Origin of the sequence: Tellurirhabdus bombi (genome assembly GCF_021484805.1) — a bacterium.
In the GTDB taxonomy this organism is placed as follows: Bacteria; Bacteroidota; Bacteroidia; order Cytophagales; family Spirosomataceae; genus Tellurirhabdus; species Tellurirhabdus bombi.
On sequence record NZ_CP090557.1, the window covers coordinates 3,560,408 to 3,576,419 of the forward strand.

At 47.9% G+C, this 16,012-nt stretch carries 18 protein-coding genes and 1 tRNA gene; 13 read left to right on the forward strand and 6 right to left on the reverse strand.

Going from position 1 to position 16,012, the window contains the following annotated elements:
- Window positions 1-66 precede the first annotated feature (66 nt).
- From L0Y31_RS15135 to L0Y31_RS15150, 4 genes are all read left to right on the forward strand, one after another.
- Entirely contained in the window at window positions 67-462 is a 396-nt protein-coding gene (locus L0Y31_RS15135; RefSeq protein WP_234733914.1) for a T9SS type A sorting domain-containing protein, read from the forward strand.
- Between the two features lie 233 nt (window positions 463-695).
- Window positions 696-2,036, forward strand: coding sequence for a hypothetical protein (locus L0Y31_RS15140; RefSeq protein ID WP_234733915.1), 1,341 nt, complete (start codon window positions 696-698; stop codon window positions 2,034-2,036).
- 543 nt (window positions 2,037-2,579) lie between these two features.
- Window positions 2,580-3,128, forward strand: coding sequence for an NUDIX domain-containing protein (locus L0Y31_RS15145; protein ID WP_234733916.1), 549 nt, complete (start codon window positions 2,580-2,582; stop codon window positions 3,126-3,128).
- A gap of 7 nt (window positions 3,129-3,135) precedes the next feature.
- A complete protein-coding gene (locus L0Y31_RS15150; RefSeq protein WP_234733917.1) occupies window positions 3,136-3,759 on the forward strand; it encodes a LysE family translocator in 624 nt (207 codons plus the stop codon).
- A gap of 63 nt (window positions 3,760-3,822) precedes the next feature.
- Here L0Y31_RS15150 and L0Y31_RS15155 read toward each other — a convergent pair whose 3' ends face one another.
- Entirely contained in the window at window positions 3,823-5,391 is a 1,569-nt protein-coding gene (locus L0Y31_RS15155; RefSeq protein WP_234733918.1) for a GH3 auxin-responsive promoter family protein, read from the reverse strand.
- A 60-nt stretch (window positions 5,392-5,451) separates the two neighbouring features.
- Window positions 5,452-6,240, reverse strand: coding sequence for a 5'/3'-nucleotidase SurE (surE, locus tag L0Y31_RS15160; protein WP_234733919.1), 789 nt, complete (start codon window positions 6,238-6,240; stop codon window positions 5,452-5,454).
- A gap of 121 nt (window positions 6,241-6,361) precedes the next feature.
- Here surE and L0Y31_RS15165 point away from each other — a divergent pair, with 121 nt between their 5' ends.
- A complete protein-coding gene (locus tag L0Y31_RS15165; RefSeq protein WP_234733920.1) occupies window positions 6,362-6,865 on the forward strand; it encodes a GNAT family N-acetyltransferase in 504 nt (167 codons plus the stop codon).
- Between the two features lie 78 nt (window positions 6,866-6,943).
- Here L0Y31_RS15165 and trhO read toward each other — a convergent pair whose 3' ends face one another.
- On the reverse strand, window positions 6,944-7,906 hold the full coding sequence (gene trhO / locus L0Y31_RS15170) for an oxygen-dependent tRNA uridine(34) hydroxylase TrhO (RefSeq protein WP_234733921.1): 963 nt from the start codon (window positions 7,904-7,906) through the stop codon (window positions 6,944-6,946).
- A 44-nt stretch (window positions 7,907-7,950) separates the two neighbouring features.
- Between trhO and L0Y31_RS15175 the strand changes: the two genes are divergently transcribed.
- Together L0Y31_RS15175 and L0Y31_RS15180 are read left to right on the forward strand one after the other, a co-directional pair.
- Window positions 7,951-8,583, forward strand: a complete 633-nt coding sequence (locus L0Y31_RS15175) for a deoxynucleoside kinase (protein ID WP_234733922.1) — start codon at window positions 7,951-7,953, stop codon at window positions 8,581-8,583.
- Between the two features lie 418 nt (window positions 8,584-9,001).
- On the forward strand, window positions 9,002-9,343 hold the full coding sequence (locus L0Y31_RS15180; RefSeq protein WP_234733923.1) for a winged helix-turn-helix domain-containing protein: 342 nt from the start codon (window positions 9,002-9,004) through the stop codon (window positions 9,341-9,343).
- On the opposite strand, the gene L0Y31_RS15185 is transcribed toward L0Y31_RS15180, so the two are convergent.
- Window positions 9,340-12,135, reverse strand: a complete 2,796-nt coding sequence (locus tag L0Y31_RS15185) for a PAS domain S-box protein (RefSeq protein ID WP_234733924.1) — start codon at window positions 12,133-12,135, stop codon at window positions 9,340-9,342. The genes L0Y31_RS15180 and L0Y31_RS15185 overlap by 4 nt on opposite strands.
- A 161-nt stretch (window positions 12,136-12,296) precedes the next feature.
- The gene (locus L0Y31_RS15190) at window positions 12,297-12,698 is read right to left on the reverse strand and encodes a hypothetical protein (RefSeq protein WP_234733925.1); all 402 of its coding nucleotides are present in this window, start codon (window positions 12,696-12,698) and stop codon (window positions 12,297-12,299) included.
- 208 nt (window positions 12,699-12,906) lie between these two features.
- Between L0Y31_RS15190 and L0Y31_RS15195 the strand changes: the two genes are divergently transcribed.
- Window positions 12,907-13,440, forward strand: a complete 534-nt coding sequence (locus tag L0Y31_RS15195) for a DUF4136 domain-containing protein (protein ID WP_234733926.1) — start codon at window positions 12,907-12,909, stop codon at window positions 13,438-13,440.
- A 54-nt stretch (window positions 13,441-13,494) separates the two neighbouring features.
- Here L0Y31_RS15195 and L0Y31_RS15200 read toward each other — a convergent pair whose 3' ends face one another.
- Entirely contained in the window at window positions 13,495-13,896 is a 402-nt protein-coding gene (locus tag L0Y31_RS15200; protein ID WP_234733927.1) for a DUF3127 domain-containing protein, read from the reverse strand.
- 119 nt (window positions 13,897-14,015) lie between these two features.
- Here L0Y31_RS15200 and elbB point away from each other — a divergent pair, with 119 nt between their 5' ends.
- From elbB to L0Y31_RS15225, 5 genes are all read left to right on the forward strand, one after another.
- Window positions 14,016-14,717 carry an isoprenoid biosynthesis glyoxalase ElbB gene (gene elbB, locus L0Y31_RS15205; RefSeq protein ID WP_234733928.1) on the forward strand — a complete coding sequence of 234 codons (702 nt, stop codon included), beginning with the start codon at window positions 14,016-14,018 and terminating at the stop codon, window positions 14,715-14,717.
- A gap of 76 nt (window positions 14,718-14,793) precedes the next feature.
- Window positions 14,794-14,875: transfer RNA gene (locus L0Y31_RS15210), tRNA-Leu, on the forward strand.
- Window positions 14,876-14,973: 98 nt separating this feature from the next.
- The gene (locus L0Y31_RS15215) at window positions 14,974-15,321 is read left to right on the forward strand and encodes a hypothetical protein (RefSeq protein WP_234733929.1); all 348 of its coding nucleotides are present in this window, start codon (window positions 14,974-14,976) and stop codon (window positions 15,319-15,321) included.
- 59 nt (window positions 15,322-15,380) lie between these two features.
- A complete protein-coding gene (locus tag L0Y31_RS15220; protein WP_234733930.1) occupies window positions 15,381-15,542 on the forward strand; it encodes a hypothetical protein in 162 nt (53 codons plus the stop codon).
- 55 nt (window positions 15,543-15,597) lie between these two features.
- The gene (locus tag L0Y31_RS15225) at window positions 15,598-15,996 is read left to right on the forward strand and encodes a hypothetical protein (protein WP_234733931.1); all 399 of its coding nucleotides are present in this window, start codon (window positions 15,598-15,600) and stop codon (window positions 15,994-15,996) included.
- Window positions 15,997-16,012 lie beyond the last annotated feature (16 nt).

Below are 16,012 nucleotides of genomic sequence, written 5' to 3' on the forward strand. Positions count from 1 at the left end.
ACCAGACTCTTTTAGAACAGTAAACAACAACACATCTTAAAAAACATCCTTAAACAACATACGACTATGAAATCGCTCATCACTTCCCTCCTGCTTGCTTTCGCTGTAACTACTGCTTCCGTTGCTGCTGATAACACTACCAAACCCAATGGCCCTGCCAAGGCTTCCCTGAAAACAGCCGTTTTTTCAAATCCTACCGCTGATAAGTTGCACGTCATTGTTGACAAGTCGCAGGGATATACGGCAAAAATTCGCCTGATTAACGCCAAGGGCCATACGCTTTATGTTCAGAACCTGGCGAAAAAAGAACAGATTGCCCACACCAAATTCGACGTAAGCAATTTAGCGGATGGCACTTATCAGGTAGAAATCACGGACGGCACCAACAAAGAAGTAAAAGAAATAACCTTAAAAACAGCTGAGCAAACGGTAGAAGCCACCCGCACAATAGCCATGCTGTAATTCCGAAAATCAAGCCACACCACATCACGCAATCGCCCCGGTCAATCAGGCCGGGGCGATTGGTTTTTAGGGCTTAAGAATGTATGTTTCTGCGCACCAAGATTCCCTTAATTGGCTTCTTTTCTAGACAATCCAGCCTATTTTCAGTTCTTTTTACATAAACTCAATTTATTGGAGGCTTTTGAAGGCCTAAACTGAAAGGCGTCAAGGGCTTGAACTTAAAAGGAAAGCTTATGCAAAGACAGAACGCACTCTTATCGATCTTTTTGTTTTGCTTCATTATTCTCTCCTGCGACTCATCGCCCATCAGCGGCGTTTACGGGGGTGTTAAATTAAAGATGAGCTCCTGGGTGGGCGGTGGCATGGAACGGGATGACGTGGTTCTTTATCTCCGGCCCGATGGCACCTTTACCGATGACTTAAGTGATCCAAATTGGAAAACCACCGTTAAGGGAAAATACACAGTTAAAGGAAAGGAAGTGATTTTTACGGAAACGAAAGGTGACAAAATGACTTACGAAATTACGTCCAAAGGGTACCTTTCGGGCGGAAATCACATTTTGCTGCCGTTGAAAATGAAAGGTACCCTACCGGCATTGAGTTTAAAATATACCGGTGGTTCTAGTTCTGGTGGAATAGGTACTAACCTCCCTTATATCGGAACCTTTAGCCAAAACAAGCTCTATATTGATGGAAAAGGAAACTTTAGCCACTCCCGAAATAGTACGGTATCGATAACCGGCGACAATATTGGCGGCGGTACCAATTCAAACAAAGAGGATGCTGGCACCTATACCTATCAGGATGGCCTACTGACATTGAAATACAATACGGGCAAATCCCAGACCCAAAGTTTTTTTTTCACGAAAGACGGGGAAGAAATTGCTGCTCTGAACGGATCCATTTACACCAAGGACAAAGATGAAGATAGCAAAAAGGCTACCGCTAAACCCGCTAAAGTCCCTACCGCCTCGGAGTTGATCACGAAAGCCAAAGCAGCACACGGCGGAAAGGCGCTAGACGACATTCGTACGTTAAAAGTTATTTCGCAGACGAAGGGCCTTCTGTTGCTTAACCAGTCCGATTATCAACGTCCCCGGACGTTGGCAGAAGTCCGGGCGGCGGGTAAACTAGTGTTTACGGAATATTGGGACGGCCAACAGGGCTGGGCCTGGGTTCAGGGCAAGAAAAACCCGTTGCCCCAGGAGCGAATCCGCGACAAAGAGGCCAACCGGTACGCGGGTTTTTCGGGTCTGCACGCCCAACGCATCGCTACGTTGCAAAAAGCCGATGTGGAAGCTTTGGACAACGGCGGGTATGAACTTTCCTACACGCAAGACGGTGCCCGACTCAAGATGATTCTTAACAGTAAATACCAGGTGGTCGGCGAAGAAGTCCCGTCGGATGGCAAAACCTTGAAAGTCACTTACAGTGATTTCCGTTCCGTCAAAGGCGTGCTTCTGCCCTTCCGGGAGAAGCAGATAAATGGCTCCCAAAAGATCGAGGTCAAAGTCACCGACTACTTTATCAACGAACTGGAAGAGAAAGACTGGGCCGAACCATCGCCGCGCTGATCCTATCCGCAAAAGCAGACGAGAATCGGCGAAAGTGGGTGATAAATAAGCTGTTTTGCTTGGTTTACGAACTCATAAAAAGAAAAATGCCCCTTATTCTTGAAGAAAGGGGCATTTTTGACCGTATTATGAATACAACCTGAATTAAGTAGCTTTCTGATGCAAACACCAAAAAATCACTGAAAACTACAAAATGAATGGCATTGTGCCAACTGATTGCGGAAATAATTTGCATTAAAATTTATCAGTACGCTGCGCTGATTCATCCAGAAAGTTGCACCTATCCAAGACATCTGGTGACATTTGGAAGTCATCGCAGCTTACAGGTAAAGACTTGATGACCAATAAAAACTTCCTGGAAACAAGCTTACTTTTTTATGAATAGATGCCTAAATCTGCCGTAGCAGAAGCTAAGCGCAAGACCTTCAGGGACACTAATTTTTTGTCTTTTATAGGGCGCTTTGGCTCTTTAAACCGAACTCCGCGCAGGATTGACACTTAAAGGCGCAAAACTCAATAGGATTTATCCGTACCTTTGTAGGTATGAATTCGACGGAAAACCCCTGGAAAACGCTCTCATCAACCGTTGCCTACGAAAATCCCTGGATCAAAATTCGGCACGAAGAAGTCCTGACCCCTTCAGATACCCCCGGTATTTACGGGGTTGTCAGCTTTAAGAATAAAGCCGTAGCCGTTGTTCCCCTCGATGCCGACGGGTATACGTATCTGGTGGGCCAATACCGCTACCCATTAGAAGAATATTCGTGGGAGGTCCCGGAAGGTGGCTCCCCGCTGGGCACCGATGTGTTGGATTCGGCCAAACGCGAACTGGCCGAAGAAACAGGTCTGATTGCCACTAAATGGACAAAAATTGGCCGCATCCATACGTCTAACTCGGCTACCGACGAAGAAGGGTTTATCTACATTGCCGAAGAACTTCAGCAGGGCGACCATGCCCCCGAAGAAACTGAACAACTGCAAATCAAACGAGTTCTGTTAACTGACGCGATAAATATGGTAATGAACGGCGAAATCACGGATGCCCTGAGTGTCTGCGCGCTCCTGATGGTTGCTCGGTTAAAACAGCTTTGAAATTCGTATGATTGAAGCCTTCCTGTACGGTTTAGTGACCGGCATTCCGCTTTGCCTGACGTTTGGAACCGTTTTCTTTTCGCTGTTGCAGAACAGTGTCGACAATGGGTATCGGGCCGGAATGAAGATCGCCTTTGGCGTAATTGTCTGTGATTTAGTGCTGATTATCTGCGCTTTATTTGGGACCGCTTTTTTACCCAAAATAAAGGGTTTTGAGTATTACGTTACTGCCATTGGCGTCATTTTCCTGTTGGCCTTGGGTCTGGCCAATCTGCTGAAAGGCACCCCGCGTCTGGCTTACCCTAAAACCCGGTTTGGTGACTTTATTTATTATTTTTCAACGGGTTTTCTGCTTAATGGGCTGAATCCTATCAACTTCATTACCTGGGTGGCCCTGGCAGCCTGGCTCGACAAATCCCTGCATTATTCCCTGAGCGAACGGATTATCTTTCTACTGGCCAGCGTGTTGAGCATTTTTCTGACCGAATCGGCCATTGCTGTTTCAGCGCATAAGCTCAAGCGTTTCTTTACGCCCAAAGTAGCCTTTTGGTTTAATAAAATAACGGGCATTGTCTTTATCGGCATTGCCTGCCACCTGGCCTGGACGAAGCTGTCGGTCTTTTTTCAGTAATGATTCGGACGGAGAAGGAAGGAGTCTATCAGCGAGCTGGTCTTCCTTCTCCGTCCGAATTGCTTAACGAATGCGCTCAGGGGCAATCCCTTGCGTCTGTAAAAAATCTTCCCAGTCGGTGACCATTCCTTTTTTAAGGACGCGGGGGAATTTATGCTGCCCTCCCATTTTGCCCTTGGATTGCATCCATTTATAAAACGTGGCGGACGGCAATACTGTCACCAGTACGTCTTTCAGGGCGTGGCGCCGTTCAACGGCATAATCATCGTTTAATTCCTTTAGCTTGGCGTCAATTTTCTGGCTCAAGGTGGCGGCATCAGCCGGATCGTCGGTGCCAATGTACCAGTGGTGCGCAAACAAATTATCGTGCTTGATGCCCGCCACGGTAAACTCGCGGACATTAATTTTTTCTTCCTGCGCAATCAGCTCAATCGCTTTGTTCATGTTGTCCACCGAAAGGTGTTCCCCACAAAGACTCAGAAAGTGCTTCGTCCGGCCCGTAATGACAATTTCCGATTTTGCCTTTGACGTAAACCGAATCGTATCGCCAATGAGATAGCGCCACGCCCCCGAACAGGTCGAAATCAGCAGGGCATATTCCCTGCCTTCTTCTACATCCTCAATCAACAGCGTTTTGGGCTTATTGATCAATTCCCCGTCAGCGCTGAAGTTTTCGTCGGTAAACGGAATAAATTCAAAGAAAATCCCATTATCCAGCACCAGTTGCATGCCTTCCGCGTTCGGATTGGTCTGAAATGCAATAAATCCTTCCGAAGCTAAATACGTCTCGATGTAGGTTATTGGCCGCCCCAGCAGTTTTTCAAAGCCTTGTTTATACGGCTCAAATGATACGCCGCCATGACAAAATACCTCCAGGTTTGGCCAGATATCGTGAATGGTTTTGACTTTATAATGGGCGATGATTTTCTCCATCAGCAGTTGCAGCCAGGCCGGAACCCCCACAATAAAGCCAATGTCCCACTGGGAAGCCTGCTCGGTGATTTCGTCTAGTTTTACGGCCCAATCGGTCTCGCTGGCAATTTCACGGCCCGGTTTGTAAAAACGCTGAAACCAGAACGGAATCTTGCTGGCGGTAATTCCGCTCAAGTCTCCTTCAAAATGGTTATCCCGGAAATTAAGGTTGGTGCTGCCCCCCAGCATGAGCATTCCTTTTTCGTATAGCGTAGACGGTAGGTTCTGGTACCGTCCAAGCGTTAGAATTTGCCGGATGCTGGTTTTCTGGATCGCCTTCGACATGGACTTGGATACCGGAATATACTTGGACGTAGCTTCCGAGGTACCCGAGCTTAGGGCAAAATAGCGCACGCGACCGGGCCAGGTAACGCTTTTTTCACCCGCCAGTGTACGGTGCCACCATTCCTGATAAATCTTATTATAATCGTAGATGGGAACATTTTCCGAGTACTTCTGGTAATACGTTTTCCCCTCTTCGAACAAAACCGAACTCAGAATATCCTCAAAGCCGTATTTCCGACCAAAATGCGTGTTCCGGGCTTTGGCAATGAGTTTGGAAAACGTCTTTTTCTGAAGTTTCTGGGCATTCAGCTTTTTGCGCCGAACAACGTTCGAAAGCCGGATTCCTCGTCTAAGTAAGCTACCTAATAATGCCATTAGTACGTTGTTTTCAAATTTCCGATTCGTGAATTTTGGATAACACGCTACCAATCAGACTTAACCTACCTGTTGGTTAAAATCCCACTGTTGCATGTTTTTAATGGTTTCGTAAGCCGTCAGGTCATACTGACACGGAACCACCGACGTGCAGTTCTCTGATAACGCAAATTCGTCGGTATCCTTGCCGGTGTCGTAATTCACAAAGTTACCCGCCATCCAGAAATACCCCCGTCCGTGCGGATCCTGCCGATGATCAAAAACTTCCTGCCACTTGGCATCTGCTTGCCGACAAACCCGGATTTCCCGAAGTGGCTCGTTCGACTTGGCCGGGAAGTTGACGTTCAGCGCCACCCCTTTTTTCAGGCCATTCGTCAGCACTTGAGTTACGATGCGTTTAATATGGTCGTGCGTATGCGAAAAATCGGCATCGCGGGCAAAATCACAGAGCGAAAACCCGATGGCTGGAATCCCTTCGATGGCCGCTTCGATGGCCGCCGACATGGTACCCGAATACAACACGCTGATGGACGTATTGCTGCCGTGATTAATGCCGCTCACCACCAGATCCGGCGCGCGGTCTTTTAATACGTAATGCTTGGCCAGTTTCACGCAGTCGGCGGGTGTTCCAGAGCATTCATAAGCCGGAATATCGTCGAATATATCTGTTTTGTACAAACGAAGTGGAGAAGCAATGGTAATGGCATGGCCCATACCAGATTGCGGGCTGTTGGGGGCTACTACTACCACATCGCCCAATTCTTTCATTATATGCACCAGCGTACGAATGCCATAGGCGGTAATTCCATCATCATTCGATACTAAAATCAACGGTTTCTGTTGCGGCATGGTTTTCTTTTGTCTTTCGTAAAGAGCAAAGTTACGAAATGGGCATCAAAATGGGGTCAGCGTAGATCTTAAACTATCCCACTTTGTAACTTTGCCGGCAGCAAACCCCACATCCATCCTTATGTCGCTTGCATTTCATACCGCAACTACCCGGGATATTCCCGCCCTGATTGCGCTTCAACAGCAGATTTGGGAACCTACTTACCGCCCCATTCTGGAACCCGATCAGATTAAGTATATGTTTGACACCATTTATTCGCCAGACGCGCTGGCCGAGCAAATGGGCCCCAAAAATCATACGTTCGTTCTGGCTTATGCTGAAAGTACATTAATTGGCTTTGCCGCTTTTTCGGAGGATGCGGAAGCCGGAAGCTATAAACTGCATAAGCTCTATGTCCTGCCCACGGTGCAGGGGCGCGGCTGGGGGCGGCAACTCCTGGAGGAAGTTGTGCGGCGGTGCCAACGCCTTGAGGGAAGTCGGCTGCTCCTGAACGTCAATCGCCACAATCCTGCCCTCCAGTTTTACATTCGGCAGGGATTTGCCATTGTTCGGGAAGAAGATATTCCCATTGGCCCCTACTGGATGAATGATTTTGTGATGGAATTGCCGCTACAGAAGCTGTAGGTTTCGTTTGTCGTCACTCCCCTCCAAGAAAAAAGAGCGGCTACCCCGTTGGCGACCGCTCTTTTTCAGCTGGTTTCTCTAGTCCTGGTTGCTGACCAGCGATTGTCGGCTCAGATACCCCTGCAAAGGCGTATAGCTTTCCGTTTTCTTGCTGTAATAACCCGTGCCGTCGTAAGCCCGAATTTGCGGATCCGCTTTGCAGGCATCGGCGCAGGTTCCCTGGTGGTCCCAGCCGCAGGCTTCACAGAGCGCCACGTGGTTGTTGCAGGCTGGACTGGCACAGTTAATCATCCGGTCGGTTTTCTGACCACAGCGGTAACAGCCCGAAATCACTTCTGGATTTACCTGATTGACATCCACCGCAATGCGGTTGTCGAAAACATAACATTTACCGTCAAAATCTTCGCCGCCTTCTTCCAGACCGTATTTAATGATACCGCCGTGCAACTGGTACACATTTTCAAAACCTTGCTGAAGCAGGTAGGCGCTGGCTTTTTCGCATTTAATACCTCCCGTGCAGTACGTAATGATTTTTTTCGACTTCAGGTGCGCAATTTCGTCCATGTGGTCGGGCAACTCCCGGAGGTTCTCCATGTCGAAGGTGATGGCCCCTTTGAATTTTCCCACCGAATGTTCGTAATTCGAACGCATGTCGACCAAAACCACGTCTTCATCGTTCAGCATTTGCTTGAATTCAGCGGGTTCCAGGTGCTTACCCGTTTGTTTTCGGGGATCGACCGGCAGGTCTGAATTCACAATTTCCGCTTTCACGCGCACATGTAATTTCTGAAAAGTGTGCGCCTCGTGCTCTTCCACTTTAAACTCCAGAGTCGCAAAGCGTGGATCAGCTTTTACGATCTCCATATATTTTTCACAATCGGCGGCAAGTCCCGAAACAGTTCCATTCAACCCCTCGGCAGCTACGATAATCCGCCCCAACAGATTCAAATTCAGGCACAAAAGGTGATGCTCCTCCCGAAACTGGTCTGGATTTTCAATCGGTGTATAGCAGTAGTAAAGTAAGACGCGGTATGGTTTCATACGTGGCAATGACTAAATTCGAATTCGATTACAAATATAACGAAATGCATATTGCTATTACTGGAAATATCGGCGCCGGAAAAACAACGCTGTCAGGAATTTTGGCTCGTCATTACGGATGGGACGTACTGGTTGAGGCCGTGGAAGACAATCCCTACCTCAAAGATTTTTATGCCGACATGGGGCGTTGGTCTTTCAACCTGCAAATTTACTTCTTGAACAGTCGCTTTGAGCAGGTCATTCAGATTCGGGAAAGCGGGAAAAGCGTCATTCAGGACCGAACGATCTATGAAGACGCCTATATTTTTGCTAAAAACCTCTATGACAGCGAGTTGCTTTCCAGCCGGGACTACCAAACGTACCGGAGCCTTTTCGATAACATGCTGGCGCTGGTTCGTCCGCCCGATCTGATGATTTACCTGCGGGCTGATCTACCGAAACTGGTTTCCCAGATTCATAAGCGGGGGCGCGATTTTGAACAGTCAATCAGCGAAACTTATTTGCAGAATCTAAATCGGTATTATGAAGAATTTATTCAGGAATATACCGACGGCAATTTATTAATCATCGATGTTAATGAGTTGGATTACGCCAATCGTCCCGATGATTTACAGCAAGTAATTGCCCAGGTTGACGCGTCGCTCGCCCAGCTTGAAGGGGTTGGAACAACCAGGTAGGCAATTAACGGAACCTGATTCGCGGCAATTAGGCAACCTCCACCTGGCCTGATTTCTTGGGTTTGCGCACGTAAAACTGAACCAGGCACGACCGGCACCGATAAGCTTTAAGCGACAAGAATCCGAAGTAATTTTTTATTAATTCAGAGCGGTGTGTCCGTTCGATATGCACTTTTGAATGGCATTTAGGGCAGCTTTTTGTTCTCTTCGCGAAGAAAAGAAGGTACATAACGCTTAGAGAATAAAGTACAATAAGACCTACAATGCCGTATAGGATCAACTGAATCATAAAAAGTGTGGACTTGAAGGGCGGAAATAAGCTATTTAATGGATCAAAAACAAGCGTCTTTACCTAAGTCTTAATCATTTCAGCGGATTTTTACCATTTGTGAATCAGTGATTTGAAAATAACGAGCGAATGGCCAACTTACAAATTAACGGACGAATCTGGCTCGAAGGACAAGAGCGCTTTTTTGGTATTGGACGCATGCAGTTACTGGAAGGTATTCAACGCACCGGTTCCATCAACCAGGCGGCGAAAGCCATGAATATGTCGTATAAGCGGGCCTGGGATTTGGTTCATTCGATGAATAAACAAGCCCAGGCCCCTTTGGTTATTACCCAAACCGGCGGCGAACACGGTGGCGGAGCGGTAGTGACCGAAGAAGGACAGAAATACCTCACTTACTACCGCGGCCTTCAGGAACGTTTTCAGCAGTTTTTGCAGCAGGAAATCCAGCATTTACCAGACAGCCATTAATTACTTTCCGGCGATAGACCGGGCAAATACACCTGAAATGTAGCCCCGTGTCCGGGTTGGCTCTTGGCAGTAATATACCCCTGGTGGTTTTCGACTACTTTCCGGCAAAGTGCCAGTCCGACCCCCGTGCCCGGATAGCGTTCGCGCCCATGCAGCCGCTGAAACATGTTGAAGATGCGATCCAGGTATTTTTCGTCGAAACCAATGCCCGAATCCTGCACTTCCAGACAAATGTAAGTACGCAATGTGGATAATTCCGCGATGGCGTAGATTTCATCCACGGAAGCGACATGACTGCTGACGTGAATAATGGGTGCATCTCCAGGCTGATGAAATTTTATCCCGTTCGAAAGCAGATTATGAAGCAGTTGGGTGAGCTGGCGGGCATTTCCCAACACGCGCGGCAGAGGATCAATCGTAATGCGGGCCTCTTTTTCCTGAATCGCGAGTTCCAAATCGGAAAGAACGTCTTTTACTAAGGCCGATAAGTTCACTGACGTATATTCCCCGGGCTGCGTGGTTAAGCGCGAATACGTCAATAAATCCCGGACCAACAACGACATTCGTTCGGCAGCGGCGCGGCTTCGCTGAAGCAAATCCAGCCCCCCATCGCTCAAATTTTGGGCGTAATGCGTTTGCAACAGACTACCGAAAGACTGAATTTTTCGCAGCGGTTCCTGCAAATCATGGCTGGCTGCGTAGGCAAACTGCTGTAAGTTTTCGTTGCTTTGCTGGAGCCGCAGGTTTGCTTCTGAGAGCTCTTCGTTCGTGGCATTTAACTCTTCGTTAATTGCCTGCAATTCTTCCGTACGCTCCTGTATTTGCCAGGCTAGTTCCCATTCGATTTTTTTCCGGGCCGTTATATCCTGCGCCGTTCCCCGCAGCAGGTAGGCTTCTCCGTTTTCGTTGAAGAACGCTTTCGCCTGGGCGTGGAGAATGCGTTCCTGGCCGTTTTTCTGATTTTTGACGGTGTATTCTTCTTCGTAAATCCCATCCGAACCCGGTGCGGTGGCCCGGAGAAGAGACGCAACAATGCGTTCCCGATCCTCCTCAATAATGGCGTTAGTCGCCTGATCCAGAGTTGCCAATCTCACCGAATTAGAGGAATACCCAAACCAATCTCTGATTCGATCAGAATACGAAAGAGTCCAGGTTTGAGGATCCAGTTCCCAGGTGCCTAGCTGCGCCAGTTCAATGGCTCCCCGCAGGCTCACTTCGACCTCTTCCAGTTGTTTGCGAGTCACCACCTGTTTGGTAATATCGACAGCGGTATTGATCACCCCGTACACGTCTCCTTCGGCATTGTGTAAGGCCTTGTAACTGTAGTTAAAATAGGCGGTATGTACCTGCCCATCAACAACAAAGTCGGCTCGTCCCTCATCGTTTTGCACCGCCTTTCCGGTAGCGAATACCTCCTCCGCAATCTGAAAATAAGGCAAGTTCTCCAATTCAGGCAGGGCTTGGCGGTAGGTTTTTCCGAGAACAGATTCGTCTCTGCCCCAAGCGGTTAGCAGTGCTTCGTTGGCTACCTGAATTGTCAGTTCCGGTCCTGTATAAACGGCAATGGGCAAGGGCGCATTGTCAATCAAATCGCGAAAGCGAGCCTCACTGGCCCGGAGTTCCTGTTCTGCCCGAACTCGCTCCGTCACGTCGAGAATGGCACCAATGTAGCCACTGAACTCGCCATTGGGGCCGTATTGCGGATTTCCGGTACAAACTACCCACCGTACCGGCCCGTTCAGGTGCTGGATTCGGAACTGGCTTTCGTGGTATCGCCGAGCCTGAAAATCCGCCAGAAATAGTTGAGCCGCATTCGAACGGTCTTCTTCCAGCACAAAGTGAAGCCACCCGCTCCCTAGATGTTGCACCAATGGTGCCCCTGTCCAGTCAATCCAACGCTGGTTGACGTAGGTTATCGCCTGGTTTTCATCCGTAATCCACAATGCAGCGGAAGAAGCAGTGGTGATATTTCGGAAAAGTTCGGTACTTTCCGTAAGGGCTTTCCGGGCGGCCAGCTCCGGGCGCAAATCCCGCATAACAGCCCCTACCGCGCAGGGTTCTCCGGTTACCGGATCATCGATACGAATGCTGTTGTTGTAAACAGGAAACACCTCCCCTGATTTCAGGTGCCGGACGTTCATCTGGCCCTCCCATCGCCCTTTTTCTAAAACTATTGGAATAACTTTGGTACGAACAAACTCAAAATCTTCGGGTGTATGCAGTTGCGAAATGGGAAATTTCAGGACCTGCTCTTTGGTATCAAAACCCAACAGCTCCATACCTGCCTGATTGAGGTACGAATTCACTCCGTCTAATTCCAGTATGGACATTAAATCGGCGCTTCCATCCACCAGCGTACGTAGCAGCGGAATTTCGCTTTTTTCCGCGTTAGCTTGGGTGGGTAAAATTACCAAGGACGCTACGAGCCGAATGGCCTTTGCCTCCTGAAATTGAATCACGGCCTGATCATGCACCTGAACATAAGTCCCATCGGCCCGGCGCATGGAATAGCTCTCTGTCCAGGAAGCCTTCTGATCTTCTAATGCGGCCTGGCAACTTTTCCAGACCCGGTCCTGATCGTTCGGATGAATGCGGTCGTACCAAGCATCGGTTGCTGATGTCGTTTCTTTCGACGGATAGCCAAATAACTCAGCAAAACGATCATTCCACCAAATTGTGTTTTCTTCCAGATTCCATTCCCGAATAGCATCCCGTGTTACGGTAGCCAATAATTCAAATCGTTCGTTGGCCGCTTTTAATTCGTCCGCTAACACCCGATGGTCGCCCGTCATTTAGTTATTCCGTTTACTGCGCAAGGTAAATAAAAGTTGAATAAGTGCAGAGCGACGCATCCTGAATGCAAGCGTAAAACGTCCTTGTTTCTATCTCTCCCTTACTTTTAAGGCCTTGCTTGACGAATGCTGCGCTGCCAACTCCGGCTCCTTCGGCTCCGTTAATCGGTATTAATTTGCTGGGGTTTTCCACCGGTACTGACCACGGCACCAGCGCCTTTGGCTGTGTTTGAAGCCAACAGTACATCGTTGGCGTATATCTGGGTAATGATGGTCGCTGAATCTCCTTTGTTCTGCGCCCGAAGCCGAACCTGGGCATCCCCCCGAAAGGACAGTGCTTTTTCCCAATTACTGATTATTCCTTTTACCTCGTCGTTGCCACCTTCCTGGTTGGTGTAGCGAACGTCACAATTTGTACAAATGACCACATACCGAACTGTGTATATTTCCTCTCTCTGGTTGAGTTTTTTTTGCAGAAAATACCAGCTCGCACCACCTAACATAATGACGATCAATACGGTCCGAAGAATGCGTTTCTTGAAGAAGTTTCTGGATTGGTTCATTTCTGATTCGAAGCTTGGCGCTTCAGGCTGGTTCAATTATACGTCCGAAAGATACAAACCCTCTTTTGATTTTCGTTTTTTCAACTATTCCCGTAAAGTCTTTTACTAGTTTCTCCACAAAGAAGCGCTTGTCCTTGTTCTCGAAACCTCTTATTAAATAACAATCTGGCTTGATCTAGGTTGGTAGAAGCATACGAACAAATGCTGTATGAAGACTATTTTTTTGCTGGCCGCTTTTGCCTTACTGACAAGTTGCAGTACGTCCAGAGTGGTTAAAACCGAAGCTGCCGACTCGTTTGATTTATCGCGGTATAAAACCTATAATTTCTATTCCGTAGAAACAACCGGCGATACGGTCACCGGCTTGATTCGTCCCCAAGTTGACCAACTGAAAGCCGCAATCAGTCGGCAGCTGGAGGCACGTGGGCTGAAGCAAGTAGCCCCCCAACCTGATTTGCTGATTAATATTGGTCTGGCCGTTAATGAGAAAGTACAGACCCGGCAAACCAGTCTGCTAACTGACCCTCCCAATTACATTGGCCAGCGGCGTTATTCATGGCGAGCCCAGGACGTTGAAGTCGGGCGTTACAAGCAGGGAACTGTCGATATTCACCTTGTAGACCGGGCCCGAAGCGAAATGGTGTGGCAAGGTGTGGTAGAAGGTGTCTTGCCCGATAACCCGGAAAAGCGTCAGCAACGCATTGAAGAAAGCATGGTGAAGTTATTTAAAACACTAAAATAAAACCGCTTGGAGCCAATTTGGCTCCAAGCGGTTTTATTGGTATTGCTCAACAGATTAGAATGGCAATTCGTTGCCATCTTCTTCGTAAAAGCTAGTCAGCGGTTGTTGTTGCTTAGCGGGTGCTTTCGACTCACTCGGGCGAGCAGCGGGCGCCGATGCAGCCGGTGCCGACGCCGTTTCTCCTTCGGCTAATTCAATTCGCCAGGCACGCACATCCGTATACCAGCGATCGTTGTATTCACGTGATTCCAAGCTAAACAATACCCGCAGGGTATCGCCCGTTGCAAACTGTTTCAGATCATTGGCTTTTTCGCCCCAAGCCAGAAAGCAGACTTGTTTAGGAAATTGATCGATGGTCTCAACCACAAAGTTTTGCTTGACCCAAGCGCCATTTTTCCCTTGTCCCGTCTGTTCGGGCAGAACTTTTAAAAGTTTACCGATTACTTCCAGTGCCATAGTAACTTATGTATTAGTCTTTATTTACTTCCCGAAAAATCTTTATTCGAGTACGCTTTGAATGCTTAAAATTACGATTTTTGGCGGACATTACCATATTAAAAGCATCGGATTAGCTCATGAAAATTGGCGTATTACTACACGGAAACGGGGTTTATGACGGCACGGAAATTCAGGAAGCCGTATTTACTCTTTTGGCTTTAGCTGAGCTCGGAGCCGAAGCCATTTGCCTGGCACCTAACATTGCCCAACACCATGTGGTCAACCACCTAACGGGCGAAGAAATGCCCGAGAGCCGCAATGTTTTGGTCGAATCGGCCCGGATTGCGCGGGGCGACATCCGTGATCTGGCCACGATTACATCCGATGAGCTGGATGGCCTGGTTATGCCCGGCGGCTTTGGGACGGCTAAAAACCTTACGAAATGGGCTTCTGAAGGTCCACAGGGCGCTATTCTGGAACCAATCAAGCGGTTAATTCTGGATTTGATTCAGCAGAGAAAACCAATTGTAGGTCTTTGTATGAGCCCCACCACCCTCGCGAAAGCGCTGGAAGGGAGCTCTATTTCCGCCCAGCTAACCGTGGGAACCGATCAGGAAAGCTCACCCTATGATATTGCCGCCATTTCGGCCGGGGTTCGTTCATTAGGTCAGGAAACTATCATGAAAACCGTGCGGGAAATATGTGTTGATTCAGAAAATCGAATCATTACAGCCCCTTGTTATATGATGGAAGCTTCGATTCTCGAGGTGCGCGCTAATATCAAACAGGCCATCGAGCAAATGATGCTTTTTTTCGAAACTACGGAGCATACCGCCTGAATTTTGCTTTTGATTTGTTTTTTCGACAAAACTCTATAGTTTTGCACCCACAAAATTAGCTCTTACGAGCTAAGTCGTCCATGTGGTGGAATTGGTAGACACGCCATCTTGAGGGGGTGGTGCCACTAGGTGTGAGGGTTCGAATCCCTCCGTGGACACAATGAAAAAGGGTCAAATCAGCGCATTTGAACCCTTTTTTTATTTAGCTGCTTTTTTTGTGGCAGCTGTGTGGCAAAAAGCAAAGCATTCTGAGCTCATGGAGCCTGAAAAGCAATTTCGTGAATTTCGTCTGGCTGATTCAGGTGGCGACTTAACCAAGCGCTGGTTTGTGGTTGGCTACGTCTGGAGTGAAGAAAAAGAAAAGCTCATTCGCAAGCGCATTGAAGTAACTGGCTCCACGGTCAAGGCCCGCCTCTCGGCGGCTAAAAAACTTTGCGAAGAACTCAATACCCAATTACGGTCCGGTGCCGTCGTTGATCCCAAGCCCAAACCCAAGCCCCTTTTTCACGCCGAGATGCCTATACCTGAGGCGATTGATTATTTTCTAATGCATCAGGCGGAGATTTTAGTAGCGAAAAGATTCTGTGCAAAAGCCATATGCTGAAAGCTCATGAGCTATTGAAGTCGGACGAGCTTATTGTTTCTATCCCAAGACGACGTTGCATGATGGTCACCTCAAAAGATGCCGATGATGAATTGCTGCAAACGTTTGTGGCTTTACACAATCATGCCTGGGAAGACGATTCGTATGGTAATCCTCCAATTTTGAACGCGCTGTTCGTTGTAAAGCAGGGAGAAATCACTGGTTTAGTTCCGCTTAACTAACCAGGTACCTGTATTTATTCGAGCTTACTTGCGAACAAATCCTCTTTAATAACCCATGCAAAAACGATACACACTCCTATTGCCAACAATAGGAGTGTTCCTTATCCTACTACTTAGCTGTAAAAAGGAGAAAGAAGAGGCGATTCAGCCCCTTTTTAATCCAGCCTATCTGCTTGGCAACTGGACAACCATACCCAATGGTCAACCTTATTTGCGCTGGACTTTAGACGAGAAAATGTGGTCTGAAACGTTGGTACCATCAACCAGTTGTGAGCCTGTAAATTCATTTATGACTTTACCATACGCGGTTAAGAACGATACGCTTGATATTTATTGGGGTATCCCCAAGGAGGCACAAGACAACTTCTATCTGATCAGATCATTAACGCCAACGCGTATGGTGTTATACCGGACTCATTATAAGAATGAGGCCATATTTGAAAAATGCCAATAAAGGAAGTAGGTAGGTC

Excerpts from the sequence above, each read along its gene's own strand:
- L0Y31_RS15135 (WP_234733914.1), top strand. The coding sequence starts at position 67 with ATGAAATCGCTCATCACTTCCCTCCTGCTTGCTTTCGCTGTAACTACT.
- L0Y31_RS15140 (WP_234733915.1), top strand. The coding sequence starts at position 696 with ATGCAAAGACAGAACGCACTCTTATCGATCTTTTTGTTTTGCTTCATT.
- L0Y31_RS15145 (WP_234733916.1), top strand. The coding sequence starts at position 2,580 with ATGAATTCGACGGAAAACCCCTGGAAAACGCTCTCATCAACCGTTGCC.
- L0Y31_RS15150 (WP_234733917.1), top strand. The coding sequence starts at position 3,136 with ATGATTGAAGCCTTCCTGTACGGTTTAGTGACCGGCATTCCGCTTTGC.
- L0Y31_RS15155 (WP_234733918.1), bottom strand. The coding sequence starts at position 5,391 with ATGGCATTATTAGGTAGCTTACTTAGACGAGGAATCCGGCTTTCGAAC.
- surE (WP_234733919.1), bottom strand. The coding sequence starts at position 6,240 with ATGCCGCAACAGAAACCGTTGATTTTAGTATCGAATGATGATGGAATT.
- L0Y31_RS15165 (WP_234733920.1), top strand. The coding sequence starts at position 6,362 with ATGTCGCTTGCATTTCATACCGCAACTACCCGGGATATTCCCGCCCTG.
- trhO (WP_234733921.1), bottom strand. The coding sequence starts at position 7,906 with ATGAAACCATACCGCGTCTTACTTTACTACTGCTATACACCGATTGAA.
- L0Y31_RS15175 (WP_234733922.1), top strand. The coding sequence starts at position 7,951 with ATGCATATTGCTATTACTGGAAATATCGGCGCCGGAAAAACAACGCTG.
- L0Y31_RS15180 (WP_234733923.1), top strand. The coding sequence starts at position 9,002 with ATGGCCAACTTACAAATTAACGGACGAATCTGGCTCGAAGGACAAGAG.
- L0Y31_RS15185 (WP_234733924.1), bottom strand. The coding sequence starts at position 12,135 with ATGACGGGCGACCATCGGGTGTTAGCGGACGAATTAAAAGCGGCCAAC.
- L0Y31_RS15190 (WP_234733925.1), bottom strand. The coding sequence starts at position 12,698 with ATGAACCAATCCAGAAACTTCTTCAAGAAACGCATTCTTCGGACCGTA.
- L0Y31_RS15195 (WP_234733926.1), top strand. The coding sequence starts at position 12,907 with ATGAAGACTATTTTTTTGCTGGCCGCTTTTGCCTTACTGACAAGTTGC.
- L0Y31_RS15200 (WP_234733927.1), bottom strand. The coding sequence starts at position 13,896 with ATGGCACTGGAAGTAATCGGTAAACTTTTAAAAGTTCTGCCCGAACAG.
- elbB (WP_234733928.1), top strand. The coding sequence starts at position 14,016 with ATGAAAATTGGCGTATTACTACACGGAAACGGGGTTTATGACGGCACG.
- L0Y31_RS15215 (WP_234733929.1), top strand. The coding sequence starts at position 14,974 with ATGGAGCCTGAAAAGCAATTTCGTGAATTTCGTCTGGCTGATTCAGGT.
- L0Y31_RS15220 (WP_234733930.1), top strand. The coding sequence starts at position 15,381 with ATGATGGTCACCTCAAAAGATGCCGATGATGAATTGCTGCAAACGTTT.
- L0Y31_RS15225 (WP_234733931.1), top strand. The coding sequence starts at position 15,598 with ATGCAAAAACGATACACACTCCTATTGCCAACAATAGGAGTGTTCCTT.